We start from the raw sequence: 25,154 nt of genomic DNA on the forward strand, positions 1-25,154 counted from the left end.
AAAAATAAGAAAAAACGACTTCAGTAATGATAGTCGTTTTTTTTATGATCTATATCTTTTGAATTAATTCTCTTTATTAGGGGCGTGTAGTTGTTGGTTCATCCCCGGATTAATATTTTATTTTAGACTAGAAATTATTACAAAAAAGGAGCCTTTCAATTGAAAGGCTTCAATCCAGTATTTAAAAAAATTTTAAAAAGTGTTTTTTGCGTAAAAGCTTCCCGGGGCAGGGAAGCTAATTTAACTTGATGAAATTTATCAGTTGGAAAACTAATATTCGAATATACTAAGTGTGAACAAGCTTTTTTATGATCGTGATCATAATAATAGTTGTATTTTGATAGTAATATCTGTTGTGTAAAAATTATGTAAAAACGAAGTATTAAGTGCTGTTTTGTATATATAAAGCTCTGAAAACAAAACTATAGAAAAATAATGATGTTGTATGAAAAAAAATAACGTACTGATTTTCAGTACGTTATTTTGCAGAAAGGAAGGGATTCGAACCCTCGATACAGTTACCCGTATACTACCTTTCCAGGGTAGCTCCTTCAACCACTCGGACACCTTTCTGTTTGAGATTGCAAAAGTAATGTATTTTCTTGAATTTACAAATAATTAAAGCAATTAGTCTGTAATTTCTCCACATAAACTCTTTGAAAAGTTTTCTGCAAAGCTTCCCTGATATTTAGGATTGCCGACTAAATGCATCGCTTTTGTTATTGCAGTTTCTGCGGTCATATCTTTTCCGCTTATGGCACCAATCCTCGAGAAAATATTGCTGTTTTCGTATTTTCCAAACGAGATTCCTCCTGAAATACACTGACTTACCACTACGATTTCAGTTCCGTTATTTCGGATTTCCTCAAGTGTCTGTTGTGTTTTTTCGCTGCTGAAAATAGTTCCGGAACCAAAAACTTGAAGGATAAGGACTTTCATTTTGGGAATTTCCTTGAAATGGCTTAAGTGCATTCCCGGAAAAATTCTCCAGAATAAAATATCCTCGGAAATATGATCATCAACGTGAAACTCCACATTCTGATCACAGCGGTGAAGGTTATCTTTGATGATATTAAGGTGAACCCCGGATTGCCCCAGAATAGGGTAGTTCGGACTTGCGTATGCATCAAAATATTCTGCGGAGTATTTTAATGTCCTGTTTCCTCTCAATAGTTTATACTCAAAATAGATGGCAACTTCCTGAATAACAGGTTCGTTGTTTTCATATAAACTGGCATAATATAAACTTGTAAGCAGATTTTCTTTAGCATCGGTCCTGAGATCTCCAATAGGAAGTTGTGAACCGGTAAAAATAACCGGTTTTCTCAGTCCTTTCAACATAAAACTTAGTGCAGAAGCCGTATAAGACATGGTATCGGTTCCGTGAAGAACCAGAAAGCCATCATAATGATCATAATTTTTATGAATATAATGGGCAATGATTTTCCATTCTTCCGGTCCCATATCTGAAGAGTCCAGAGGTTTTGCAAAAGGATGGACGAAAACTTCACATTCCATAAGTTTCATTTCCGGCATTTTTTCAAAGATATTTCCGAAATCAAATGCTCTAAGGCTTCCGGTTTCATAATCTTTTTCCATTCCAATAGTTCCACCAGTGTATATCAACAGGACTTTTCGTTTCATGTATTACTTTTTATTAAGAAGTTGAACCTTGTGCAGGTTTATAAACTCAAAATTACGTTAATTTGCAAAGATTTGAAAATGAATGAAACGCTTCATGATAAATTTTATAAAATCATTTTATAATGAGTTGCGTTCCATCTTGTTATTAAAAAGAAATTGAATGCAGATGAAAGATTTAGCACAAACTTTTGAATATTTAAAACAATTTTTAACGGATGAGAGATTAAGGAAGATCGAACATTTTTCTCAAGAGAGTTCTGACTTTGTACTTCCCGTAATGGAAGATATTTATCAGTTCAGAAATGCAGCAGCCATTGTTAGATCTGTGGAAGCCTGTGGGTTTCATAAAGTGGTAGCTATGGAAGAAGAAAATGTTTTTAATCCCAATCTTACCGTTACAAAAGGTGCTGAAACATGGGTTGAAGTAAAGAAAATGGCTAAAGATATTTCGTCACTTCAGGAAATTAAAAATGAAGGTTACAAAATTTTAGCCGTTTCACCGGAAAAAAAGTGCTGTGATGGTTCCTGATTACCACATTACGAAGCCTATTGCCCTGGTATTCGGAACTGAGCTGGAAGGTGTGTCAGAAGAAGTTCTTGACTTTGCAGATGAAACACTGGCTATTCCTATGTATGGCTTCACAAAGAGTTTTAATGTTTCCGTTGCTGCAGGAATCTGTATGTATGAATTAAAACAAAAACTTCTCAGATCAGGAATAGAATACAAACTCAATGAAGAGAAACTCCTGAAAATGAAAATACGATGGGCTGTGAATTCTATAAGAAGCGGCCATGAAATCCTCGAACATTATTTAAAAACATAATTCCCATTGTTAATCTGATGAAAAAATATACCCTACATTTATTTATCTTTTCTTTTGTAATGTCCCTTATCAGTTTAGTTATCATGGAAAAAGGGTATAAAGAATTATATCCGTTTTTCAGTTGGAAACTTTTTACAGTGCCTAGCGGAGGAGAGGCTACGGAAGACCAATATAAACTCTATGGAATCACCGATAGTGATACCATTAGAATTGTAAATAAATCCGTCCGCAGCTATGATGCCAATGACAAAGCTGTTATCGTGGGAACATATGGTAAAAGAATAGAAGATAATGTGAACAAGGAAGAAAATAAGAGGAAGCTACTGATTTTCGCAAAAGATACTGAACCTCAATATAAAGGTTATCTTCTTTATAAAGAGACTTATCGTCCGAAGGAAATAGGAGAAGCAAAGATGAATATCAACAAAAAACTGATTGTAAAACTGTGATGAACTATCCTCAGCTTACTGTATTCAATTATAAGGTTGCCTACTACATGGTAAGGTTTTTCGGATTGTACTGGCTGGTAGCGCAGTATCTGGAATTTATCAGATTGAAAGAAAGACCTGCGGCAATCTATGAACCTGTTTTTCAGCTTGAAAAGCTGATCTTTCCTGAATTTCCGGGGACATTTGTTTTTGCCGGACTTTTGATCGTCTGTGCTGCTCTTTTGATTATTACGGTTTTCAAACCATCTTATCTTCTTAATTTTTTTATTTTTCTGTTAGTCGCTATTATTAATCTCCCTATTGCGGCCAACTTTGGAGTCCATCACGATGGGCACATCATCGTTCTGGGATTTTTTCTTAGTATTTTTTTACTCCCAAAGGAATTAGAAGACAAGGATTATAAACTTGTACAATACTTTTATTTGGGAATACTAATGACCTATACCCTTGCGGGAATGAGTAAAATCCTGGGTACGGTAAAGAATTTGATTAAAAATACGGATAAGCTCACCTGGGTTAGCAAAGATGCTGCAAAGCTTAATACCTATGATAATTATTGGATGGCAGATATGCAAATACCTCCTGTATTTAAAAGTATTTATGCCTATGATCATATTTGGATTGTAATAACTGTATTAGGAATTTTGACGCAATTCCTTTGTTTTCTTGGGGGGGGGTAATCGGAAACTGCTTACCTTCTTTTTAATATTCCTTTACATTTTTCATGTTTACACAGCTATATTTGTTTTAGCTGAATTTGAAAATGCAAATTATTTCCTGATTGTCATCTTTTTCCCTTATCATCTTTTGAGACCTCTGTTTAGAAAAAAATATTCGGTTGCTTAAAAAGGATAAGCTTGTAATGTTATGCAGCTATTTTAGATGAAGGTAATTCCATGATGCGACAAATATGCCTGCTGTTTCGGTTCTGAGTCTCTGATTTCCAAGGGACACGGCTCTTACTTTTTGATCTGCAAGAGTTTGAATTTCCTTTTCAGAAAAATCACCCTCAGGACCAATAAGAAAAGTGAAATGGTCCAGTTTGGGAATTTGATTAAGCTCAATTCTCTCCAGGTTTTCATGGCAATGAGCAACAAAAGTACTTTCAGGGGATATAACTTTTATAAAATCTGAAAACTTTACGGGATCATGAATGACAGGAAAGTGAAATCTCAGACTTTGTTTTGAAGCTGCAATAGCTTGTTTTCTTATCTTATCAATGTTGATATTTTTACGTTCTGTCTTTTCAGTTATTAAAAAACTGATTTCGGAAATACCCATTTCTACAGCCTTTTCTACAAAAAACTCTATCCGGTCAATATTTTTGGTAGGAGCAATTGCGATATGGAGTTTAGGATTGAAATCCGGAAGTCCGGTTTTGATGTCGGACACCTCCAAAAGAGCTTTTTTACCTTCCAAAATCAATTTTCCAAAGGCAAGATTTCCATTTCCATCTGTTACATGGACTTCCTCTCCGTTTTTCATGCGAAGAACTTTTACAATATGCTGTTGTTCCTCATCATGGATTGTTACGGTATTGTTTTCTATATTTCCGTGAAATAATTTCATAAGTGGGTAGCTTTTGATCGCTGAATTGTTAATTAGGGCTAAGATTCATTATGGATGGACTTCTTTAATGAATTAATTTGATTAGAAATGAATTCCGACTGACCTCTTAAATGAAGGTAATCTTCATAATTTAAAAGTTGGAGATCGTACGAAAGAATTAAAAAATTAATTACTTCTATTGTTGAGCCAAAAGCGGTATCCAAAAAACGGGATTTATCTTTCTTTGATTTTCTTAACACCCCTTTTGCTATATGAGCAGTAATGTTTACACTTGCTTTTCGGATTTGATCTGTGATTCCAAACCTCTCACTTTCTGGAAAAGATTGAGTTGCAATATAAATTTCCTTGACCAATTGCCGGGCATTTTGCCAGACTTCTAATTTTTCAAAGTAAAACTGATCCATCTTTTGCGATTTTCAAATTTGCAACTTTACAATTTAGCAAAAAATTACAAATCATATTTCGATGTTGCACTCGTTCTCAAATCTGTAAATTCTCCTCTTTCGAACTTGAGTTGTGCTACCATAGCGATCATGGCTGCATTGTCCGTTGTGTATTCAAATTTTGGAATGTAGATGTTCCACCCAAGTTTTTGATGGTTGTCCTGCATTACTTTTCTTAATTCTGAGTTGGCTGATACACCGCCGGCAATGGCTACTTCAGTGATGTTAAGTTCTTTCGCGGCTTTTTCAAGCTTGTTCATTAATATCTCAATAATAGCTTTCTGTACGGAAGCACATAGATCGTTGAGGTTTTCCTTTATGAAGTCAGGATTCTTTTTTACCTCTTTCTGGATAAAGTAGAGTACTGAAGTTTTTATCCCACTGAAGGAGTAATCGTAATTTTCCAGTTTGGGTTTGTTGAATTTGAATGCGTCGGGATTTCCTTCTCTCGCTAATTTGTCGATAATAGGACCTGCAGGATAATCAAGATCAAATATTTTTCCGATTTTATCAAATGCTTCTCCCGCTGCATCGTCTGTGGTTTTACCAATAATCTCCATATCGAAATAGTCTTTTACCAAAACGATCATGGTGTGTCCTCCACTCACCGTAAGGCATAAAAATGGGAATTTTGGCGGCATAGGATTTGCATCGTCAATAAAATGCGCTAAAATGTGAGCCTGGAGATGGTTTACCTCGATCAATGGGACATCTAAACTCATAGCCAGGGATTTAGCAAAAGACGTCCCCACAAGAAGAGAACCTAAAAGTCCTGGTCCGCGTGTAAATCCTATAGCAGAGATCGCATTTTGTTGTATATTTGCTTTGGTGAGAGATTTTTCAACAACGGGAATGATGTTTTGCTGATGGGCCCTTGAGGCCAGCTCAGGAACAACGCCTCCATATTCTTTGTGAATAGCCTGATTGGCAGCAATATTAGAAAGAATAGTGTTCCCTTTGATGATAGCTGCTGATGTGTCGTCACAAGACGACTCGATACCTAAAATTATAGACTCGCTCATAATAATGGCAAAGTTAGAGAATAATAACGAAAATGAGAATAAAAAATCTGTAACTGAAAACTTAAGTGATCAGGTACAAAAGACTGTAGAAAATGTTGAGGAAAAAGTAAAAGAAACGGTAAAAGAAGCCTCTGAACTTGCTTCCGATGCTGTTCATCATCCGGTAGAAACTGTTCAGGAATTTGGGAAACAGGCCGCTAAAGATGTTACCAGCTATTCATGGTGGGCGAGACTTTTACTTGTTTTATTCTGGTTGGTCGTTTCTGTTGTTGTTGCTATTGTCATTATTATTAATCTTCCTGTTACCAAACAATGGGCTGCAGATCAGGCGTTGCAGATTGTCAATAAGGATTTTAAAGCAGATATGTCCACTGAAAGTGTGGAAGTAAATTATTTTGGAAATGTTACCATCAAAGGATTAAAAGTTAAAGATTATAAAGGATTAGAGTTTATTAAGGCACGTGAGTTTCGGGCAAATTCGGACTGGTTATCGCTGGCAGCGGGGGCTATTTCCGGGAAAAGCAATTCTTTGAGCTTTAATTCCCTTACGATGATTAATGCCGATGTTAAAGTAATTACTTATAAAGGAGATAGCATTTCAAATTTTATTAGATTTACCCAATTATTTGATAACGGTAAGAAAAGGGATCCAAAAAAGCCGGCTTTTGAATTGAATTCTCGCATACAAATCATTGACTCTAAAGTTTCTATCGTTAACCAAAACTCTCCGGGAGAGGCAGGGAAGTGGCTTACTGCGACTAAGTTCAACCTGAAGGCTCCCAATCTTAAAGTGAGTGGACCTGATGTTTCTGCGTTGATCAATAATATGTCATTCGTTACAACACGATGGGGAAAATCTCATTTTGTGGACACCTTCTCGACGGAATTGTCTTTAACCCATAAACATCTTTCTCTTAAAGATTTAACGATAAATACAGATCATACCCTTTTGCAGGGAGATATTAAATTTAACCTCAATGACGGATCCTGGGCGGATTTTGCAGACCGGGTACGATGGGACATGAATCTTAAACAGGGAAGCCAGTTGAGCGGATACGATATCAGTTATTTTGTCACCAACTGGGATAACTTTAAAGCTTTCAATGTCTCCGGGAAAATGAATGGCCCGCTGAATAAATTTTATCTTGAAAATTTCCTTATCAGAAACCCTGATGTCAATATAGCTACGCAGACGATGAAGGTCAATAACCTTCTGAAAGGAAACTTCCAGATCGAAACCAACAATCTTTCTACTGATTTTACCTACGTGGATCTAAAGGCCATGATGCCTTCATTCATTTCAAAAAAGATGAAGAATTTTGCAGATGATTTCGGAAGGCTGAAGTATAACGGAGCGGCAAGAGTAAACCCTGATCAAATCTTTATTCCGAACGGAAATCTGATGACCGGAATCGGACAGGCCAGGATTACAAAACTTACTTTGTCCGGCTATAGTACAGCCATGCCAAAATATGCAGGATATGTAGAAGCAACAGATCTGAATGTTTCCGTAATTACAAAAAATAAGGCTGTAGGTTTAATTTCCGGGAAATTTGATATTACCGGACAAAGCTTTGATGTTAATACCATGAGGTTGACCACAAAATCTCAGATTTCGAAGGTTGAAATCATGAATAAGGAAATTAATAACCTCTATCTGGATGGCTTACTGGATCACAAGAAGTATAACGGAACCATTACTGTCAATGATGAACAGGCTAAGGCTACTGTAAAAGGTCTTATTGACTTCAGCACTTCGCGAATCGCTATGGATGTAAATGCTGATGTGAATTACCTGAACATGAATTATTTTACAGATAAGCCCGGAAGTCAGGTGGTAAGCGGACAGGTAATCGGAAAAATGTCCATGGCCACCATTAATGACCTGGCGATGGATGTAGAAGCTAATAACATTAATTTTGCTACAGCAACGCAAAAATATATCATTCCCAATGCTAAACTCAAAACATTTATAGAATCGGGTAGCAGGATTATTTCCGTTGATGCTCCGGGAGCTGTAAATGGAAAAATATCAGGGAAGTATAACCTGGCTGATCTTACCGGAATGGTAGAAAACGGCTTGGGGAAAATCCTTGTGGGACCGCCACCCAGAAAGTTGTATCGCGGACAAAATTTTGCCATGAATTTTGATGTTCAGCAAGGATTGGTAAGCTATTTCCTGCCGGATCTTAAGCTACCTCAAGGTGCTGTAGTAGAAGGGGAATATGATGGAAATGCCAACAATCTTAGGTTGAATGTAGATGCTGCTTCCCTAAAGTATATAATGACCAAAGAAGCGGAGATTACAGAAGCCGATAAGGCATTGGCAGAAGCTAATCCTGCTTATAAAATAAACGAGAGGGGAAATATTACCAGAGACAGTGCTTTAGTGGATAGTGTAATGGTAAGAATAAATACGGCTAACCTGGATGAACAATTGTACGCTAAAATAAATAAGGTACAATACAATAATAATATCCTTAAAGATATCACGCTTAGTGGTAAAAATGAAAACAATTCCATATTACATTTAGCGACCAAATTTAAACATGGCAGTCCGGCAGATGAACTGGATGATAATCTTAAAGAATATGCGATTAACGTTAATCAATCTACCAATGCCGGAGGTGATTTTGTTTTTAAATTTGATCCTACTGAAGTAAAATTCAATGATGTAACCTGGGCCATAGATACAAGTCCTGAATTGAATCACTCAATTACTTACAGGAAGAAGACCAGTGACTTTGAAATCAGTAATTTGAAAATATATTCGGATAAAAGTGTTCTGTTTATTAAAGAATCTACCTTCAAATCTGCTAAAGATTTTTATGTAGATGCAGATATCAATGATTTTGCTATTGAAAAGCTCCTGGAAATGCAGTCTGGTGGGAATTCCATGGACATCAAAGGGCTGGCAAACGGAAGTGTGAAAATAAGGATGGATAAGAGCACCTTACAACCTTTGGTGGATTTAACGGTTGATGATATCAAGATGAACGGAACGGATATGGGAGATCTTACCATCTCTGCAACCAATGGCTTCTCGCTTAATGTTTACGATATTGATGTAAAAGTAACATCAGCAGGAGTGCTGGGAAATAATAATTTGAATCTTACCGGAACTGTAAATAACAACACTGCTTCTCCAACGATTGATCTGGTAGCGGAAATGAGGGATTTTAATATTTCATTTGCTCAGCAGTTTGTGCAGTCTATCTTCGGAAACCTGAGAGGTAAGGCAACTGGGGACCTTAAAATAAACGGTACCTTAAAGAATCTTGACTACAGTGGTGATATAGCTTTAAAAGATTTTGGATTAAAACTTTTGTTTACAGGAGTAGACTATTCGTTTGACGATACAGTCATTCCATTATCAAAAGGATTGGCAATTTTAAATAATATTGAAGTTCATGACGGGCGATCCAATTCTAAAGGTAATATTTCCGGGGCAATCCAGTTTGAAACCCTTTCTTCAATGGGAGTCAACCTTGTAATGAGGGCTGATAATCTTTTAGTCCTGAACAGCACTCAAAAAGATCTAGATCTTTTCTGGGGTAGAGTATATGGACAAGGGGATCTCTATATTGATGGTCCTGTGTCTGGTCTCAGTATATCCACGCCAAATATGAAGGCTCTTAGCGGAAGTACATTTACTTTTAACTCAGGTTCAACTTCCAATGTTGAGGAGTTCAAAATGCTGAGGTTCCTAAAAGAAGGAAAAGACGGATTGGTAACTCTTGAAGAAAAGAAAAAGACGGGAGCCAATATGAATATAGACTTTTCTCTTGATGTAGATAAGGGAACGACTGTAAATGTACTGGTAGGAGATGATGTAGGTAATATTACGGTAAAAGGGGAGGCTCAAAACTTAAAATTCCTCATGAACAGACAAGGGGCTATTGCAATGGGAGGAACTTATAAGGTAGAAAATGGTACTTTCGTTTCAAAAGCTATTCTTAATAAAACATTCCAGATAGAAAAAGGAAGCAGTATCCGTTGGGATGGTGATGCAATGAGGCCTGCACTTAATATTACGGCGAATTATGTAAGGATGGTTTCAAATGCAGGGCAATATTTGAATATGGGTAGCCTTCAGCCAATCAGTATCTTATTACAGGCAAATATTACACAGTCATTGACGGATCCTAAAATTGACCTCGATGTTTCTGCTTTGGACGTTTCCAGCCAGGTAAAAGAAACCTTAGCAGCAAAAATGAGCCAGGAGGGAGAAAAAGTACTGCAGTTCGGATCTATATTACTATTGAATAGTTTTAATATTTCAAATACCGGAGGTGTGGGTGTAGATGTTGCCGGTGTAGCGGAATCATCCGGGTATAATATGCTTTTAAAGCAATTGGGATCTGTTCTTAATACAATGAGTAACGAATTTCAGATTGACCTGAATTATGTGAAAGGAGACCAGAACTCCAATACAGGAGACCGGGCGAACGCCGGTGTAAGCTTTGCACTTTCTCCAAGGATTAAAGTGAAGACAGGTTTGGGTATTCCTTTAACAAAAACAGAGAGTACGGAAGCTAATTATCTCTCCGGAGAGGGATCTATTGAATACGATATTTCTAAGAAAAATGACGGAAGTTTAGTTTTAAGAGGTTACTCTAAACCTACGAATATCGGAATGGGTGTGGTAGGTGCAGGCACTAACGGATCTGCAAATCAAGCCTATGGAGGCGGTGTTGTGTGGAGTAAAAGCTTCAATTCTTTGTTTAAAAGAAAGAAAAAAGACAAAAAACCTGTAGAGACTGGAAAAGAAATAAAAACAGATTCCCTAAAAGCAATGGGTAAATAATTTGAATATTTTAATGATTTTTATCATCCGTGTTAATTATTGTTAATTATTGTTATAATTTTTTTAGTTAAATTATTTTTTATAGATTTGCAAAAAATACATAGATTTTTTAAAAAAATTGTAATTTAACTAATATGAACTATCAACTGGACGAAATAGACAAAAAGATTCTTGATTTCTTAGTAGAAAACACAAGAATGCCTTTTACTGAAATTGCTAAACAGATGGATGTGTCTGCGGGTACAATTCACGTAAGAGTGAAAAAAATGGAAGATGCAGGTATTATTTTGGGATCATCCCTTAATATCGATTATGGTAAGTTGGATTATCACTTTACTGCTTTTATCGGAATTCTTTTAACTAAATCAAACCGTACTCAGGAAGTTTTAAAAGAGTTATCAACTCTTCCAAACGTAATCGAGGCAAGTGTGATCTCTGGAAAATATAATATTTTCTGTAAAGTAAGAGCGAAGAATACTGAAGACGCGAAAAGAATTATCTATCAGATAGACGATATTCAGGATGTTATGAGAACAGAAAGTATGATTTCCATGGAAGAATACTTAAGTGATAAAAATAGACTAATCAACGCTATTTCTATTTAATCAAATTCTAAACGAATAATTATAGAAGAACTTATGATATGATTCATAAGTTCTTTATTTTTGTACCTATGGAAGAATACAGTTACTTTGATGAGGACCCAAAGAAGGGATGGGGTTTTATTTTAGCATTTGCATCTTTAATGTTATTTACAATCATGGGATTGGGGATAGATGTAGATGAATACCTGCAGCACGAATACCTTAATATTCCCAGATGGTATTTTTATGTCATCTTTTCTCTAGACATTCTTATGGTGATAAGTCTCATACTGATGTTTTTTTTATAGGAAGATGGGCATATTTACTTTTCCTGCTTTGCTGGTTCTGCATTTTTTTATGCACAACTATTATCTTTCAACATTCCTGTACACGGATGTTACCAATCTTTTCCTCTTCACAGGATTTGGGATGCTTGCAATAATTCCTAAATGGAAATTTTTCAAATAAAAATAAGAAGCCTTCGTAATGAAGGTTTTTTTTTATTTGAAAATTAACAGACAGACCTGTCTGTATGTTACTATTTTTTTCTACCTTTGTTTAAATAATATATTGGTTTATGATATCTCCAAAAGAAAGGATCGTAGCAACGACAATGAAATTATTTTCCACCCAGGGATACAACTCTACAGGGATCAATCAGATCATTTCAGAAGCGAGTGTAGCCAAAGCGAGTTTTTATCAGTATTTTAAGTCCAAAGAAGATTTGTGTGTTGAGTTTTTGAATACCAGGCATACTTACTGGTTCAATGAACTTGAAACCTTTACGGCGGGGAAAAGAGGTGCTAAATCGAAAGTAATGGCTGCTTTTGACTTCCTGATTGACATGAATCGAAAAGAGAATTTCAGGGGCTGCAGCTTTCTCAATATCTTATCTGAAATTCCAACTGATAATACCAAGATTCTTAATGTAATTCAACATCATAAAACAGATCTCCGTAATTACTTTATGAAAATAGTGGATGATGCTGAGATCAGTGATCATATTTACATGCTTTTTGAGAGCAGTATTATAGAAAGCCAGTTGTTTAGATCCAATGAACTGATAGAAAAATCAAAAAAGATAATCACCAATTTAATACCATAAAAATGGAACAGAAACACCCACTTCCACCTTTTACCCTTGAAACGGCAAAAGAAAAAATCCAGTTAGCAGAAGATGCCTGGAACAGTCAGGATCCTGAAAGGGTTTCTAAAGCGTATACTCAAGACAGTGAATGGAGAAACAGAGACCAGTTTGTGAACGGGAGAGAAGAGATCATTGAATTTCTCCGTCATAAATGGGAAAAGGAGCTCAATTATAGGCTTAAGAAAGAATACTGGGCACATACCGATAATCGTATAGCCGTACGTTTTGAATATGAATATCAGACAAAAAATGGAGAGTGGTTCAGAGCGTATGGAAATGAGAACTGGGAGTTTGATGAAAACGGACTTATGAAAAAGAGATATGCCAGCATCAATGATTTAGCGATTAAGGAAGAAGAACGGAAATTTAAATAACAGCAGAACGCGATTCTGTAAAAAATAAAAGCATCCCAGATGGGATGCTTTTATGTATGTATATAAAAATTGTCAGAGAAATTATTTCTCTAAAATTCTTTTTACGGCTTCTTTTACAGCAGCAGCATCAATCTTGTATTTCTTCATCAATTCAGCAGGAGTAGCAGACTCTCCGAAAGTGTCATTTACTGCCACAAATTCTTGTCTTGTTGGTCTTTTTCTCGCCAACATTCCCGCAACTGACTCTCCTAAACCTCCTAAATAATTGTGCTCTTCAGCAGTTACTATTTTGCCGGTTTTTTCAACTGATTTTAAGATGATTTCCTCGTCAAGCGGCTTAATAGTGTGGATATTGATCACCTCACAAGAGATACCTTCTTTTTCAAGCTCATCTGCAGCTACAAGAGACTCCCAAACAAGATGTCCGGTTGCCACGATTGTTACATCTGTTCCTTCCTGCAACATAATTCCTTTTCCGATTTCGAAAGGCATATCTTCAGGAATGAATACAGGAACGGTAGGTCTTCCAAATCTTAAGTATACAGGACCCTCAAAATCAGCGATAGCAATAGTAGCTGCTTTTGTCTGGTTGTAATCACACGGATTGATTACCGTCATTCCAGGAAGCATTTTCATCATACCAATGTCTTCAAGAACCTGGTGAGTAGCCCCGTCTTCTCCTAATGTAAGCCCAGCATGTGAAGCACAGATTTTTACATTTTTTCCTGAATAGGCAACAGATTGACGGATCTGGTCATATACTCTGGAAGTAGAGAAATTGGCAAACGTTCCGGTAAAAGGAATTTTTCCTGTAATACTAAGACCTGCAGCGATACCGATCATATTGGCTTCAGCAATTCCTACCTGGAAAAATCTTTCCGGTGCCTTTTCAATGAATTTCTCCATTTTTAAAGATCCGATAAGGTCTGCACAAAGTGCTACTACATTTGGATTTTTATCTGCAAGCTCAGCTAATCCGGCTCCGAATCCTGAACGTGTGTCCTTTTTTTCTGTATATGTATATTTCATTTTTATTTTTTTAATCTAGAGTTTTTAAATAATTATTTAATTTCTTTTTATCAGATTGATCAAGTTTTTCCTGAATCGTATTAAGGTAAAGAACTTCTCTTCTTATTTCATCCAAAGTAAGTTTGACACCTACATTGTGTCCTGCCGATTGTGTAAGATACATATCACACATCTGACCCACATAATTTCTCAAATGTCCTTTTACTTCTTTAAACTTAAAGGTTGGAAGATCTTTTTCGAAATTTTTACAATGCTTAGGCAGTCCTTTCCAAAGAGTTTCAGCCGGAATGTTTGTAATAGCCAAGCTTCCGTCTTCATCCTGGTTCTCCTTATATGAAGAAACATAGTCGGGAATATAATAATAAGTCTCATCAGCATATGGAACTGCGGCTGTAGCAGCAGAATCAGCTACGATAGCGGTAGAATCAGTTGTTGCATATACGGAATCAGCCTTTGCATATTCTTCTTCCTGCTTTTTATAGGCAATCATCAGAGAGTCCTGTTTTCTTTGTCTGTCCATCATTGCTTTTCTATGATCAAAAAATACCTGATCTTGAGAATCTTTTACCGATTCCAGTACAAAGTATTCTTTATCATACGTTTTTTCAGGACCCACTTTTAAAATAAGGCCTTTCAGGCCGGAGCTCTTCATTTTTACGCCCGGAAGATACTGATTCAAAAGTCCGTTAAATACAGACATGTTATTGATAGACGATTGATCATCAATACACAATTTTAAATCTTCATTTTCCTTTTTCGTTCCATCTTTTGAACGGTAGTTGACCAGGTAATGAGAGCAGGGCATTCCCAGAATAGTTTCTTTTGTATCCAGTTTTCTGGCTTCCAAAGTATACTCTTCCTTTTCTCCATAATCATAGCCACTGTACCCCAAATACATCAAAGCACTCAAACCTGAACCTGCAAGACGGCTGTTCATTTCTAATGAAACCGTGCTTGTTCCCAATGCGTCGGTATAATAATACATGGGAATCTCTTTAATGTTCAGACGGGTGAGAAATTCATTATTCTTACTTGCATACATTTTTAGGGTAGGTAAAGAAGCTTTCTTATCAATCATTTGATAATTAAACACTTTGGAGAAAGAAATTTTCTTCTCTTGAGCGACTCCTAAAATAAAGCTTGTAAGCAAGCAGATTATGATGAATTTTTTCATGGAATACTTGATAATTGTGACAATCAAAGATATTAGTAATCTGCAGGAGCTTCCAGGTAAAGTTGCTTAAATGCTGTGTCTAATTGCTCGTCATTCGGAGCTTTACCATGCCAAGCATGACTTCCCATCATATAATCCACTCCATAACCCATTTCAGTATGAAGAAGGATCGCTACCGGTTTTTGTTTACCTGTTTCTGTTTTTGCTCTTTCAAGAATAGCAATCACCGCTTCAAGGTCGTTCCCGTTTTTCTCTTCTAATACAGTCCATCCAAATGCTTCCAGTTTAGCATGCAGATCACCTAAACTCAATACATCGTCAGTATCACCATCGATCTGACGACCATTGTAATCGATCGTAGAAATAATATTATCCACTTTCTTTGCCGCAGCAAACATTAAAGCTTCCCAGATTTGTCCTTCCTGTAATTCACCATCACCATGAAGTGAGTAAACCAATGATTTATCTCCGTCTAATTTTTTACCTAAGGCAGCCCCTAAAGCTACAGAAAGTCCTTGTCCCAAAGAACCTGAAGCAATACGGATTCCAGGTAATCCCTCATGAGTAGTCGGATGTCCCTGTAATCTTGAATCAAGCTTTCTGAAAGTCTTTAATTCCTCAACCGGAAAAAAGCCAAATCTAGCCAAAGTAGAATAAAAAACAGGTGAAATGTGGCCATTGGAAAGATAGAAATGATCCTCATTTTTACCTTCCATAGTGAAAGGAAGATGATAGTTCAATACTTTTCCATAAAGCGCTGTAAAGAATTCCGTACATCCTAAGCTTCCACCAGGGTGTCCTGAATTAACAGCGTGAACCATTCTTAAAATGTCTCTTCTGATTTGTGTAGTAAGAGATTTCAACTCTTCGATACTTTTACTCATTATATCTGATTTATTTGCACGCGAATTTACGATTTTTTACTGGCTTATGGAAATTCAAAATCCGGACGGAATGCCCGGATTTTGAATTATTTAAAGATTTGAAGCTTTTAGCAGCCTTCATTAAGCGATACTGAAATCTCGGTAACAATATTATCAACCAATTTAAAAGACAATATGGTTGAGGCATCACTGTCGTTCAGAATGAAATAACTTTGATTTTTAATGGGCTTGCCCTTATCATCCCATCCCGGATATGCACTATAGCTTGGATAATTTTTGTAAGCATTAATAATCTCATCTTTTGTACTGCCTACACCAATACCACTTTTGGTTCTGAATTTTTTGCTGGTTGTGGAAATGCCATATATACTATATCCATTAGTTTCTTTTCCATCATTATCATATTCCTGGCTAGTGCTGATCATAAGGATTTCACCATTGTATTTTACAGAGTTTTTATATTCTCCGTCGGTTATTTTCAGTTTTGTTCCTGAAATTTTTTCTATCTCCGCACTTTTCATAAATACTTTATAAGGGCCTATTCTAAGGGTTGAAACTTCAAAGTTTTCCTGTGCTGACACAAAGCTGAAAGCCAAAAGACCCAATAAAAGCTGAAAGATTTTTTTCATGGTATGTATTAATTATTTTGAGTTTGGTTATTGATTTTATTTTTTTCTGATGATTAAAAGCCCCAGGAATGTTAATAGTCCGTTGATGATCAGTAATTCCAGTCCTATTTTAAAGTCTCCGAAAATAGACGTCTGATACTTATCAATAAAATAGGATATAATAGGTGCTGCAATACAAACATAAGGAACAAGTTTGTCTTTAACCTTGTATGTAGTAAAAATACCAAAAGCGAAAAGTCCTAAAAGAGGTCCGTATGTAAATCCTGCTAATTTCAGGATCAATCCGATCATGGAATTATCATTGATGATCTTGAAAATAATTACCATAACCAGGAAAGAAAGCGCTACCAGAAGGTGAACATTTTTACGGAATTTCTCCTTTTTATGATCTGTCCATTCTTTCTTTTCCTTCATTCCAAAGATATCAATACACAAAGAGGAGGTAAGTGCTGTCATGGCTCCGTCTGCACTTGGAAATAAAGCTGAAATTAAAGCAATGATGAAGATAATTGAAATAAACCCGGGCATATGGTTTAATGCCACTTCAGGGAAAATCTTATCTCCAAAAATATCTTTCCCGTTCAGTATAAACTCCTTTTTGGGGATACCATCTACAATGACCTCTGTAAGGTGACCTCCCTGGCTTTCTCCAAAAAGATAAAGAAGGCCTCCCATATACAGGAACAATGATATTACTCCTAACAAAATAAATCCTAAGGTTACCATATTTTTCTGAGAATCCTTCAGTTTCGTTACGGAAAGGCTTTTCTGCATCATTTCCTGATCGATTCCGGTCATGGTGATGGTAATAAATGCTCCCGCAAGAATCTGTTTGATAAAGAATCCCGGAGAATTAAAATCCATTTCAAATATTTTCGTATAACCTTTACTGCTCATGGCACTCAAACTTTGTCCAACGCTAAGATCCAGGTGGTTCAGCATGTAGATGGTGCAGATAATCAGTCCCAGAAGCATACAGGAAGTCTGCAGGGTATCGGTCCACACAATGGTCTTTACTCCTCCTTCATAGGTATATAAAATAATCATAGCCAGAATGATGAGAGTGGTCACAATGAACGGAACTCCTAAGCTGTCCAATATGGTTACCTGTAGGATATTGACAACCAGGTACAATCTTGCTGTAGCTCCTACCAACCTTGAAACAATAAATATCCAGGCTCCAGATTTGTAAGAAAGCTGTCCCATTCTCTGCTGAAGATAGCCGTAGATGGAAGTGAGTTTAAGGCGGTAATACAAAGGAAGCAATACATATGCAACGGTAATATACCCGATAAGATAGCCCAGGGTTATCTGCAGATAGGAGAAACTGTCTTTGCCCACAGCTCCCGGAACACTCACAAAAGTTACTCCGGAAAGTGAAGTGCCTATCATTCCAAAGGCAACAAGCATCCAATTACTTTTACGGTTTCCAATGAAGAAACTCTCGTTGTCACTTCCTTTACCGGTTTTATAAGCTACCCAGAGAAGCAGCGCAAAGTATACAACGATAATGGACAGTAATATAATTGGAGACATATTTTTGTAATTAAAATTTTACAAATATAGTTTTTTTATGTTCTGATAAAAAAGAAAAACCTTTCAGGGATCTGTCCTGAAAGGTTTTTCATCTGCCTTTTCCTGTTAACTAGACTACGACGTCCTGAAGATCTTCGTTTTTCTGGAAAGTAGCTTTCGCAAAAGGACAAAGTGCAATTATTTTTTTGCCTTGTTTTCTTGCGAAATCTACCGCCGCTAAAACCATTTCTTTTCCAACGCCTTTTCCGTTGTAAGCTTCCTCTACTTCCGTATGATCAATAATGAATCTTTCTTCTCCTGCCCAGGTGTATGTCATTAGCCCTGCGCGGTTTCCGTCTATGAAAGCCTCAAAACTTCCGTGTTTTTCGTCGTTGTTTTGTTTTACCTCTATCATATTATGAAAATTTGGTTAATATTTCTATATCGTTTGTTAGTATCTTATGTATCGGACACGCATCAGCAATCGTATGCAGCCTTTTCAATTGTTCGTCATCGAGGTTGGTTCCTTCAAAGCTGATATCTCTTTTAAAAACAGCTCTTTTGGTAAGGGGGAAATTTTCCAGATCAACCTCTACGTTGATTTTTTCCACATCCCATTCCTTCCTTTCAATATACATTCTTAAGGTTGCAGCAGTACAGCTTGCCAAAGAAGTGGCAAGAATCTCAAAGGGGTTGAATCCTTTGTTTTGCCCTCCTTTATCTAAAGGTTCATCCGTGATGATTTTATTTTCACCGGCTACTACTTCTGTATAGTATTTTGTTTTTCCTAAACTTGCTTTTACTGTTACGCCCATTATTTTTCAGTATTAATTTTGTAACTCAATGCCCCGGAAGGACATTGTTCTATTTGATTGATGAGTTCCTGAGTTGTTGCGTTTTCTACCTTGATCCATGGTCTGTCCTTTGGATTATAAACCTGGGGTAACATTTTTACACAAACTGCAGAGTGGATACATTTCTTAGGCATCCAGACTACGGTAAGATCTCCGTTGGTATATTCGTGTGTTTCCATTATTCTTCTTTTAGTAATTTTTCGATTCTTCTGTCCGGAATCAGCCATATAAGAGCAACAATGTAATAAAAACATAGAGCAATATAAGGATAAAAAAATGAAGTCGCGATTCCGGATATATAAAATACAATTGAAATATATTCCTTAAACCTGGAATGGATAGCTTCTTTTAGTTTTGAATTCTCTCCCTCACAGCGGACAATTAAGTTTTCCATAATTGTATAGGCTATGGCGCACATGAACAATCCGATTCCATAGGCAGCAACCGGGTTTTTAGCGAAATGTGTAGTACCTATCCATTCCGTAGCAATCGGCATTAAAGAGAGCCAGAACAGCAAATGCAAATTTGCCCAAAGAATAGTTCCGTTGATCTTTTTGGCTGCCTGGAACAAGTGATGATGATTGTTCCAATAAATTCCCACATAGATAAAACTAAAGACATAAGCCAGAACTTTTGGGATAATCGGTTTGAGACTTGCCCAGCTGTCACCTTCCGGTACTTTAAGTTCCAGTACCATAATGGTAATGATAATGGCTAAAACACCATCACTGAACGCTTCCAGTCTTCCTTTGGTCATCAGTTTGTAATCTCTGTTTTAAAATTTTTGATTTTTTCATTCAGCTCTTTGAGCATATCCGGATTTATGACACCACTTTCCAGATCAAAGTTTTCATAGAATTTCGGTAAGGAGAATGTTTCCTTAATATCCGCTGCGAACTGGGGGAAGAACGTTTTGGCTGTATTCATTACATTTCCACCACCATAACCACCCGGTGAGGTGCTCATGAGAAGCATGGGCTTGTTTTGAAAAACCTTTACATTAATCCTTGAAGCCCAGTCAAATATATTTTTAAAAGCAGCGCTGTATGATCTGTTATGTTCGGCCAGGGAACAAATAATAACATCACAGTCTTCGATTCTTTTTAAGAATTGATGTGCGGGATCCGGGAATCCTTTTTTTTCAAGATCTACAGAAAAAACAGGCATTGTATAATCGTTAAGGTCAATTAAATTAATATCTTCATTTTGAAAATCCTTCAAAACAAATTTAACCAGTTCTCTGTTGATAGAGGTGGAAGAGCTACTTCCCGCAAATGCTAATATTTTCATGGTGTCTTGTCGTTATAAAATTTCTGTTTGGAATTATTTTCTGTTCAGAATTGCTTTAGGAAGCGGAACAAATTCGTCCTCATCTCCTGGAACTAAAGGAAAAGCATCGTGGTTCTGGTCATTCCAGTTTACTTTAGCCTGATCAATTACTTCTCTATCCGAATTTACGAAATTCCAGAATATAAAGCGCTCTTCTTCAAAGGGTTCGCCTCCGAAAAGATAGACGGTTGCATTTTCGCTCATTTCAAACTCACATAGCTTGGTATCCTTTGCAATAAGCAATTGTTTCGAGCCATAGGTGTTTCCTTCGATATTTACAGTGCCATCCAGAACATACATGGCCGCTTCACCGTACAAGTCCTGTCCGATGCTGATTTTTTGTGCCGATTTTGTTTTTATCTCAATGAAAAAAAGCTTACTATGAACGGGAACGGGAGATTTTTTTCCAAAGGCTTCTCCGGCAATTAGTTTGTAGTGGATGTCTCCATTTTCCCAAACCGGAAGTTCATCTGCCTCCGTATGATGGAACGTCGGTTCACTTTGCTCCAGATGTTTTGGAAGGCCTACCCAGATTTGAAAACCATGTAATTTTTTATCAGTTTCTCTTAAATATTCCGGAGTTCTTTCGGAATGTACCACTCCCTTTCCTGCTGTCATCCAGTTGACGGCTCCCGGTTTTATTTCCATGGCACTTCCGATACTGTCACGGTGAAAAATAGATCCCTCCAGAAGATAAGTTAAAGTGGATAATCCGATATGGGGATGAGGTGGTACATCCAGGTTTTGATAATCTTTTAATTCTGACGGTCCCATGTGATCTATAAAAACAAATGGGCCTACCGCTCTTTTTTCACGGAAAGGTAAAAGTCTTCCGACCAAAAAGTTTCCTATATCTGCGGCTTTTTCTTCTATGATAAGTCCAATATTTGACATAATTATGATTCTTTACGATTGCTGGTGGTTATTTAATTAAATTATTTAGCTTTTTTTAGATATTAAAGCTGGTCATATCTTTCAAACGTTACGTCCACAATGCGTTTCCATTCCGGATGCTTTTTAATGTAAGCAAAAACATAAGGACAAAACGGGAGTAATTTTTTAAGACTTTCTTTAATGTAAACCAATGTTTTCTCTACAACTGCTACGGCGGCTCCGGTACCTGCCAATTCTGGGTCAGCCTCCGTATGAATTAAAATGATCTGACTGTCGGTTTCACGGTAATCAATAAAAGCAAAATGGCCATTTACTTCAATTTCGAATCTCTTTTTTGATTCATTTTTTACAAGTGGAATATTTTCAAATTCTGGTTTCATTGTTTAAATTTTTGGCTGTATACTTAAAAAGTAAAAGTATTATGTTAAAGGTAATAAAAAAGCAATAATTAAATAACCGACTTAAGATTAAGATTATTTAATTATTGCCAAATTCTGTATGGTTAATCTTCTAAATATCCGAATTTTCCGGTATTGAAATCTTCAAAAGCCTGCATGATTTCCTCTCTTGTATTCATTACAAAAGGGCCATGCGGAACAATGGGTTCATTGATTGGCTCTCCACTAATGATCAGTACCACTGCGTCTTCACTGGCTTCAATGCTAAATTCCTCTCCTTTGTTTTCAAATAATACCAATTGATCGGTTTTTGCTTTTTCATTTCCATTCACAATAATACTCCCTTCAATGATAAGGGCAGCAGTATTAAAGTGAGCAGGAAAATTAAAATCAGCTTTTCCGCCGGATTTTAATTTTGCGTTCATCATGTGTACCGGAGTGAAGGTATTTGCAGGTCCTTTATTTCCTGCATATTCTCCGGCGATCACCTCAATAAACCCGTTTTCTTTCAGATCAACGATCTTCATATCGGAGTTTTTGATGGCCTGATATTTTGGTTTGCTCATTTTATCCTGCGCTGGAAGATTCACCCAAAGCTGAACCATCTGAAAGATTCCACCGGTTTTAGACCATTCTCTTTCGTGGTATTCTTTATGTAAGACACCTCTTGCAGCGGTCATCCACTGAACGTCTCCCTGACCAATTATACCACCACCTCCCGAACTATCGTGATGTTCTACTTTTCCCTGATACGCTATGGTTACGGTTTCAAAACCTCGGTGCGGATGTACTCCAACTCCTCTTGGTTTCTCAGATCCGTTAAAATGGAATTTTGAATTATAATCGAGCATAATAAAAGGATCCATTCTTTTCATATCTAATCCTGATGCACCGGGTATAAAATTATGAACTCTGAACCCATCACCTACAAAATGGGCAGGCTTTGGAGATACTACGATTTCTACTTTTTTAGTTGTCATCATAATGTTGATTTTTTATAATAACAAAAATAGAATAGATAAGAATCAATTGCATTGATCTGTGTTAAGTTCGGATTAGATTGATTTTCATGACTTATTATAGTAGATATAATAGGGTTACTCCTTTGATTTCATATTCTTGCCATCTGAAATATGAAGTCTTCGGAATACCAATCCGGATAATATTGTGAGAAAACCAACTGTAAGAAAAGTATAGCGGAAAGCATTATGGATTTCTCCTTTAATAAGATCGGTACTTTCAAATATTTTTAGAACAATAAGACCAAAAGCAATTCCAAAACCAATGGCGAGCTGTTGATTTACAGATATTAATGAATTACCGCTGCTGGTCTGGAAATTTCTTAAATCAGCAATCGAAATGGTATTCATGGAGGTGAATTGGATAGAATTGAAAAAGCCTAAAACCGCTATGATCGGGATGAACCATAGAAGATTCGTATGAATATCAGGAATGGCCAGCATACATATTAATGTTCCAATGACGAATGTATTAACCATTAACGTCTGACGGTAACCAAATCTATCCAGGATTTTAATGACTGATGATTTTCCGAGTATAGCTGTCAGAGCCATGGGAGCAACGATCCAGCCAGACGTAACTGCTGTTTGTTTATAGGCGATTTGTATCATCAGGGGAAGTAGCAAAGGAACAGCACTGATTCCTAGACGGGTAGCCAGATTTCCTACAATTCCCACACGGAAAGTTCGCACCTGGAAAAGATTTAAAGGAAATATAGGATTTCCTTCCTTTTTTGCATGTTTATAGTAATAATATAGAAATAGAAATCCTAAGATAAAGATCAGAAGAACCGGTGTTATATTCTGAAGATCTCCAAAAAGTTCAAGAGAAATGGATAGCAGGAGGGAGGCTGCAGCAAAAATCATAAAACCTTTGAGATCGAAATCAACGTCTTTCGATTTGTAATTAGGCATGTACTTAATTCCCAGAATAATCCCTAAAAAGCCAATTGGGATATTAATAAGGAATATCCAGTGCCAGGATAAATAATCCACCATATAACCACCAACCAACGGCCCCAATACAGGACCGATAAGAGCGGGAATGATAGCGAAATTCATAGCTTTTAATAATTCACTTTTATCAAAGGTTTTAATGAGGGCTAATTTTCCAACGGGTGTCATTAAACTGCCGCCCACTCCCTGGATAACTCTTGAAATAACAAGGTGAGTGAGGTTTTGCGATAATGCACAGAATAAGGAACCCAGGCTGAAGAGAACCAGGGAGAAGATGAAAACTCTTTTTGTTCCGAATCTGTCTGCCAAAAAGCCGCTCGCAGGCATGAAAACTGCCAGAGTCAGAACGTAGCTGATTATGGCGTTTTGCATATTGAGCGGAGACTCTTTTAGATCTTTGGCAATAGAAGGTAAAGAAGTGTTCAGAATTGTAGAATCAAGCATCTGCATGAAAATAGCGGTAGCAAGAATCAGTGGAAGGATTTTTTTAATCGACGTTAGAGATGAATTGGTTTCAGACATGTTATATCAGCTAGGATCTTTATATAATGTAGTCTTTCGATAAGTTTGCTATTTCGATCAAGGCAAATTGAAGAGATCATTCTGGAATAAAAATAAATGGATTGAACAGGTTTTTTCCCTCTCTTCCGGCCATTATCTAATGTAATGTATTTTGAAACTTAAAAGACTTGTTTCTTAGATAAAGAAATATGTATAAAATTAAAAAAGTCCTGTGAGATTTCACAGGACTTTTTGATTTATTTTTTAGTTTTTTCTACTCCTTTCCATTCATCGCCGGCTTTTCTGTACTGGCTTAAAATGAAAGTTTTAAAATCTGTTGTTTTATACTCGATGTTATCTGTATTTTGCTCAAACGGCATGATGTAATAGTAATCCACATCTGTTTTATCGGTTTTGTTCCCTTTTTTTACAGAAGGAACATATTTTGAAAACTTATAGTTGGGAAGATATTGTTTTAGTGAAGCATAAAACTTTTTATCTTCTTCACTCGGAATAATATCTACAATTTTAAAATCATCTTTTTTCTTGTCTATCCAAAGGTAATAAGTCTTTTCCTCCTGAGTTTTTCTATTCAGGGAATTGAAGGCAAAAAGTTCTTTAGGCACCAATTCCTTGATTTTTTCAGGATCTACCTTTGTGAAGTACTCACCCTGAGAAGGATCAACATACGTTTCAAGATTATACATTAAAACGGCATTGTTTTCAAAATTCTTATTCTTAAAGTATTGATTTAAAGATAATTCAGCTGTTTCGCGTAGTTCTTTTCCTCTGGCATCCAGCTTTTTGGTTGGATTCTGTGGGTTTACTTTTTTCACAAATTCATAGAGAACAACTGGCTTTACATCCTTAAGGTGCGGATAGGTTTTTAATTGTTCAGCTTTCGCAAGCCAGTAATATTGTTGATAATAATTTTCTTTTTCGTTGTCCTTTACAGTCTTATAAGTAAGTGCAAGTTTCTTTGAGTTAAGATATTTACCAAATTTACCCTGGCCAAAAGCAAAATTTATAGATAATAAAGCAAAAAAGATAGTAACGGTTCTTCTCATTTTATAATATTGATTTTTTCGTTTTCCAAATATAATTATTT

General features: G+C 36.4%; 26 protein-coding genes, 1 tRNA gene and 1 pseudogene. 8 read left to right on the forward strand and 20 right to left on the reverse strand.

The features are described from left to right. Positions 1-486: 486 nt before the first annotated feature. Together ACJ5H0_RS18745 and ACJ5H0_RS18750 are read right to left on the reverse strand one after the other, a co-directional pair. Positions 487-573, reverse strand: a tRNA-Ser gene (locus ACJ5H0_RS18745). A gap of 54 nt (positions 574-627) precedes the next feature. Then, the gene (locus tag ACJ5H0_RS18750) at positions 628-1,644 is read right to left on the reverse strand and encodes an asparaginase (protein ID WP_172283910.1); all 1,017 of its coding nucleotides are present in this window, start codon (positions 1,642-1,644) and stop codon (positions 628-630) included. 166 nt (positions 1,645-1,810) lie between these two features. On the opposite strand from ACJ5H0_RS18750, the pseudogene ACJ5H0_RS18755 reads away from it, so the two are divergent. From ACJ5H0_RS18755 to ACJ5H0_RS18765, 3 genes and pseudogenes are all read left to right on the forward strand, one after another. After that, positions 1,811-2,468: pseudogene (locus tag ACJ5H0_RS18755) on the forward strand (TrmH family RNA methyltransferase). Positions 2,469-2,485: 17 nt separating this feature from the next. Beyond that, the gene (locus ACJ5H0_RS18760; RefSeq protein ID WP_411251358.1) at positions 2,486-2,917 is read left to right on the forward strand and encodes a hypothetical protein; all 432 of its coding nucleotides are present in this window, start codon (positions 2,486-2,488) and stop codon (positions 2,915-2,917) included. Further along, positions 2,914-3,597 carry a hypothetical protein gene (locus ACJ5H0_RS18765; protein WP_411251360.1) on the forward strand — a complete coding sequence of 228 codons (684 nt, stop codon included), beginning with the start codon at positions 2,914-2,916 and terminating at the stop codon, positions 3,595-3,597. Before ACJ5H0_RS18760 ends, ACJ5H0_RS18765 begins: the two co-directional genes overlap by 4 nt. A 193-nt stretch (positions 3,598-3,790) precedes the next feature. On the opposite strand, the gene ACJ5H0_RS18770 is transcribed toward ACJ5H0_RS18765, so the two are convergent. The 3 genes from ACJ5H0_RS18770 to tsaD are packed head-to-tail and all read right to left on the reverse strand — an operon-like array spanning position 3,791 to position 5,951. Further along, complete coding sequence (locus ACJ5H0_RS18770; protein WP_411251363.1) at positions 3,791-4,486, reverse strand: RsmE family RNA methyltransferase; 696 nt, start codon at positions 4,484-4,486, stop codon at positions 3,791-3,793. A 38-nt stretch (positions 4,487-4,524) separates the two neighbouring features. Further along, positions 4,525-4,890: a four helix bundle protein gene (locus tag ACJ5H0_RS18775; RefSeq protein ID WP_411251366.1), complete on the reverse strand. Its 366-nt coding sequence runs from the start codon at positions 4,888-4,890 to the stop codon at positions 4,525-4,527. A 44-nt stretch (positions 4,891-4,934) separates the two neighbouring features. Continuing rightward, entirely contained in the window at positions 4,935-5,951 is a 1,017-nt protein-coding gene (gene tsaD / locus ACJ5H0_RS18780; protein WP_172283920.1) for a tRNA (adenosine(37)-N6)-threonylcarbamoyltransferase complex transferase subunit TsaD, read from the reverse strand. 4 nt (positions 5,952-5,955) lie between these two features. Here tsaD and ACJ5H0_RS18785 point away from each other — a divergent pair, with 4 nt between their 5' ends. The 5 genes from ACJ5H0_RS18785 (at position 5,956) to ACJ5H0_RS18805 (ending at position 12,863) form a co-directional block, all read left to right on the forward strand. Further along, the gene (locus ACJ5H0_RS18785) at positions 5,956-10,758 is read left to right on the forward strand and encodes a translocation/assembly module TamB domain-containing protein (RefSeq protein ID WP_411251369.1); all 4,803 of its coding nucleotides are present in this window, start codon (positions 5,956-5,958) and stop codon (positions 10,756-10,758) included. Between the two features lie 134 nt (positions 10,759-10,892). Then, on the forward strand, positions 10,893-11,363 hold the full coding sequence (locus tag ACJ5H0_RS18790; RefSeq protein WP_089029148.1) for an Lrp/AsnC family transcriptional regulator: 471 nt from the start codon (positions 10,893-10,895) through the stop codon (positions 11,361-11,363). A 38-nt stretch (positions 11,364-11,401) separates the two neighbouring features. Continuing rightward, positions 11,402-11,650, forward strand: coding sequence for a hypothetical protein (locus ACJ5H0_RS18795; protein WP_411251372.1), 249 nt, complete (start codon positions 11,402-11,404; stop codon positions 11,648-11,650). Positions 11,651-11,919: 269 nt separating this feature from the next. Further along, positions 11,920-12,447 (forward strand): TetR/AcrR family transcriptional regulator, encoded by a 528-nt coding sequence (locus ACJ5H0_RS18800; RefSeq protein WP_306614419.1) that lies wholly within the window; start codon positions 11,920-11,922, stop codon positions 12,445-12,447. 2 nt (positions 12,448-12,449) lie between these two features. Continuing rightward, the gene (locus tag ACJ5H0_RS18805; RefSeq protein WP_172283926.1) at positions 12,450-12,863 is read left to right on the forward strand and encodes a nuclear transport factor 2 family protein; all 414 of its coding nucleotides are present in this window, start codon (positions 12,450-12,452) and stop codon (positions 12,861-12,863) included. 81 nt (positions 12,864-12,944) lie between these two features. On the opposite strand, the gene ACJ5H0_RS18810 is transcribed toward ACJ5H0_RS18805, so the two are convergent. From ACJ5H0_RS18810 to ACJ5H0_RS18880, 15 genes are all read right to left on the reverse strand, one after another. Continuing rightward, positions 12,945-13,892, reverse strand: a complete 948-nt coding sequence (locus ACJ5H0_RS18810; protein WP_172283927.1) for a transketolase family protein — start codon at positions 13,890-13,892, stop codon at positions 12,945-12,947. A gap of 10 nt (positions 13,893-13,902) precedes the next feature. Next, a complete protein-coding gene (locus ACJ5H0_RS18815) occupies positions 13,903-15,066 on the reverse strand; it encodes a hypothetical protein (protein ID WP_411251378.1) in 1,164 nt (387 codons plus the stop codon). Positions 15,067-15,098: 32 nt separating this feature from the next. After that, on the reverse strand, positions 15,099-15,953 hold the full coding sequence (locus tag ACJ5H0_RS18820) for a transketolase (RefSeq protein ID WP_411251608.1): 855 nt from the start codon (positions 15,951-15,953) through the stop codon (positions 15,099-15,101). A gap of 104 nt (positions 15,954-16,057) precedes the next feature. After that, positions 16,058-16,579, reverse strand: a complete 522-nt coding sequence (locus ACJ5H0_RS18825) for a hypothetical protein (RefSeq protein ID WP_172283933.1) — start codon at positions 16,577-16,579, stop codon at positions 16,058-16,060. A gap of 36 nt (positions 16,580-16,615) precedes the next feature. Then, positions 16,616-18,115, reverse strand: coding sequence for a sodium:solute symporter (locus ACJ5H0_RS18830; protein WP_306614411.1), 1,500 nt, complete (start codon positions 18,113-18,115; stop codon positions 16,616-16,618). Positions 18,116-18,224: 109 nt separating this feature from the next. Continuing rightward, positions 18,225-18,509: a GNAT family N-acetyltransferase gene (locus tag ACJ5H0_RS18835; protein WP_306614409.1), complete on the reverse strand. Its 285-nt coding sequence runs from the start codon at positions 18,507-18,509 to the stop codon at positions 18,225-18,227. 1 nt (position 18,510) lies between these two features. Then, on the reverse strand, positions 18,511-18,909 hold the full coding sequence (locus ACJ5H0_RS18840) for an OsmC family protein (protein ID WP_172283938.1): 399 nt from the start codon (positions 18,907-18,909) through the stop codon (positions 18,511-18,513). Next, entirely contained in the window at positions 18,909-19,127 is a 219-nt protein-coding gene (locus ACJ5H0_RS18845; protein ID WP_273650800.1) for a (4Fe-4S)-binding protein, read from the reverse strand. The genes ACJ5H0_RS18840 and ACJ5H0_RS18845 overlap by 1 nt, the downstream gene beginning before the upstream one ends. Further along, the gene (locus ACJ5H0_RS18850; protein WP_172283941.1) at positions 19,127-19,705 is read right to left on the reverse strand and encodes a TMEM175 family protein; all 579 of its coding nucleotides are present in this window, start codon (positions 19,703-19,705) and stop codon (positions 19,127-19,129) included. The genes ACJ5H0_RS18845 and ACJ5H0_RS18850 overlap by 1 nt, the downstream gene beginning before the upstream one ends. Then, positions 19,705-20,238, reverse strand: a complete 534-nt coding sequence (locus tag ACJ5H0_RS18855) for an NADPH-dependent FMN reductase (RefSeq protein WP_411251385.1) — start codon at positions 20,236-20,238, stop codon at positions 19,705-19,707. Before ACJ5H0_RS18855 ends, ACJ5H0_RS18850 begins: the two co-directional genes overlap by 1 nt. A gap of 33 nt (positions 20,239-20,271) precedes the next feature. After that, the gene (locus ACJ5H0_RS18860) at positions 20,272-21,171 is read right to left on the reverse strand and encodes a pirin family protein (protein WP_273650802.1); all 900 of its coding nucleotides are present in this window, start codon (positions 21,169-21,171) and stop codon (positions 20,272-20,274) included. Positions 21,172-21,233: 62 nt separating this feature from the next. Next, positions 21,234-21,551 (reverse strand): GNAT family N-acetyltransferase, encoded by a 318-nt coding sequence (locus ACJ5H0_RS18865; protein ID WP_411251393.1) that lies wholly within the window; start codon positions 21,549-21,551, stop codon positions 21,234-21,236. Positions 21,552-21,673: 122 nt separating this feature from the next. Continuing rightward, positions 21,674-22,549, reverse strand: a complete 876-nt coding sequence (locus ACJ5H0_RS18870) for a pirin family protein (protein WP_172284185.1) — start codon at positions 22,547-22,549, stop codon at positions 21,674-21,676. A 117-nt stretch (positions 22,550-22,666) separates the two neighbouring features. Beyond that, positions 22,667-24,067 carry an MFS transporter gene (locus ACJ5H0_RS18875; protein WP_172283949.1) on the reverse strand — a complete coding sequence of 467 codons (1,401 nt, stop codon included), beginning with the start codon at positions 24,065-24,067 and terminating at the stop codon, positions 22,667-22,669. A 236-nt stretch (positions 24,068-24,303) separates the two neighbouring features. Continuing rightward, entirely contained in the window at positions 24,304-25,113 is an 810-nt protein-coding gene (locus tag ACJ5H0_RS18880; RefSeq protein ID WP_172283951.1) for a hypothetical protein, read from the reverse strand. Positions 25,114-25,154: the final 41 nt, after the last annotated feature.

Origin of the sequence: Chryseobacterium proteolyticum (assembly GCF_046591535.1) — a bacterium.
Lineage (GTDB): Bacteria > Bacteroidota > Bacteroidia > Flavobacteriales > Weeksellaceae > Chryseobacterium > Chryseobacterium proteolyticum.

Coding starts and splice junctions, on each gene's coding strand:
- ACJ5H0_RS18750 (WP_172283910.1), bottom strand. CDS start 1,644: ATGAAACGAAAAGTCCTGTTGATATACACTGGTGGAACTATTGGAATG.
- ACJ5H0_RS18760 (WP_411251358.1), top strand. CDS start 2,486: ATGAAAAAATATACCCTACATTTATTTATCTTTTCTTTTGTAATGTCC.
- ACJ5H0_RS18770 (WP_411251363.1), bottom strand. CDS start 4,486: ATGAAATTATTTCACGGAAATATAGAAAACAATACCGTAACAATCCAT.
- ACJ5H0_RS18775 (WP_411251366.1), bottom strand. CDS start 4,890: ATGGATCAGTTTTACTTTGAAAAATTAGAAGTCTGGCAAAATGCCCGG.
- tsaD (WP_172283920.1), bottom strand. CDS start 5,951: ATGAGCGAGTCTATAATTTTAGGTATCGAGTCGTCTTGTGACGACACA.
- ACJ5H0_RS18785 (WP_411251369.1), top strand. CDS start 5,956: ATGGCAAAGTTAGAGAATAATAACGAAAATGAGAATAAAAAATCTGTA.
- ACJ5H0_RS18790 (WP_089029148.1), top strand. CDS start 10,893: ATGAACTATCAACTGGACGAAATAGACAAAAAGATTCTTGATTTCTTA.
- ACJ5H0_RS18795 (WP_411251372.1), top strand. CDS start 11,402: ATGATTCATAAGTTCTTTATTTTTGTACCTATGGAAGAATACAGTTAC.
- ACJ5H0_RS18800 (WP_306614419.1), top strand. CDS start 11,920: ATGATATCTCCAAAAGAAAGGATCGTAGCAACGACAATGAAATTATTT.
- ACJ5H0_RS18805 (WP_172283926.1), top strand. CDS start 12,450: ATGGAACAGAAACACCCACTTCCACCTTTTACCCTTGAAACGGCAAAA.
- ACJ5H0_RS18810 (WP_172283927.1), bottom strand. CDS start 13,892: ATGAAATATACATATACAGAAAAAAAGGACACACGTTCAGGATTCGGA.
- ACJ5H0_RS18815 (WP_411251378.1), bottom strand. CDS start 15,066: ATGAAAAAATTCATCATAATCTGCTTGCTTACAAGCTTTATTTTAGGA.
- ACJ5H0_RS18825 (WP_172283933.1), bottom strand. CDS start 16,579: ATGAAAAAAATCTTTCAGCTTTTATTGGGTCTTTTGGCTTTCAGCTTT.
- ACJ5H0_RS18830 (WP_306614411.1), bottom strand. CDS start 18,115: ATGTCTCCAATTATATTACTGTCCATTATCGTTGTATACTTTGCGCTG.
- ACJ5H0_RS18835 (WP_306614409.1), bottom strand. CDS start 18,509: ATGATAGAGGTAAAACAAAACAACGACGAAAAACACGGAAGTTTTGAG.
- ACJ5H0_RS18840 (WP_172283938.1), bottom strand. CDS start 18,909: ATGGGCGTAACAGTAAAAGCAAGTTTAGGAAAAACAAAATACTATACA.
- ACJ5H0_RS18845 (WP_273650800.1), bottom strand. CDS start 19,127: ATGGAAACACACGAATATACCAACGGAGATCTTACCGTAGTCTGGATG.
- ACJ5H0_RS18850 (WP_172283941.1), bottom strand. CDS start 19,705: ATGACCAAAGGAAGACTGGAAGCGTTCAGTGATGGTGTTTTAGCCATT.
- ACJ5H0_RS18855 (WP_411251385.1), bottom strand. CDS start 20,238: ATGAAAATATTAGCATTTGCGGGAAGTAGCTCTTCCACCTCTATCAAC.
- ACJ5H0_RS18860 (WP_273650802.1), bottom strand. CDS start 21,171: ATGTCAAATATTGGACTTATCATAGAAGAAAAAGCCGCAGATATAGGA.
- ACJ5H0_RS18865 (WP_411251393.1), bottom strand. CDS start 21,551: ATGAAACCAGAATTTGAAAATATTCCACTTGTAAAAAATGAATCAAAA.
- ACJ5H0_RS18870 (WP_172284185.1), bottom strand. CDS start 22,549: ATGACAACTAAAAAAGTAGAAATCGTAGTATCTCCAAAGCCTGCCCAT.
- ACJ5H0_RS18875 (WP_172283949.1), bottom strand. CDS start 24,067: ATGTCTGAAACCAATTCATCTCTAACGTCGATTAAAAAAATCCTTCCA.
- ACJ5H0_RS18880 (WP_172283951.1), bottom strand. CDS start 25,113: ATGAGAAGAACCGTTACTATCTTTTTTGCTTTATTATCTATAAATTTT.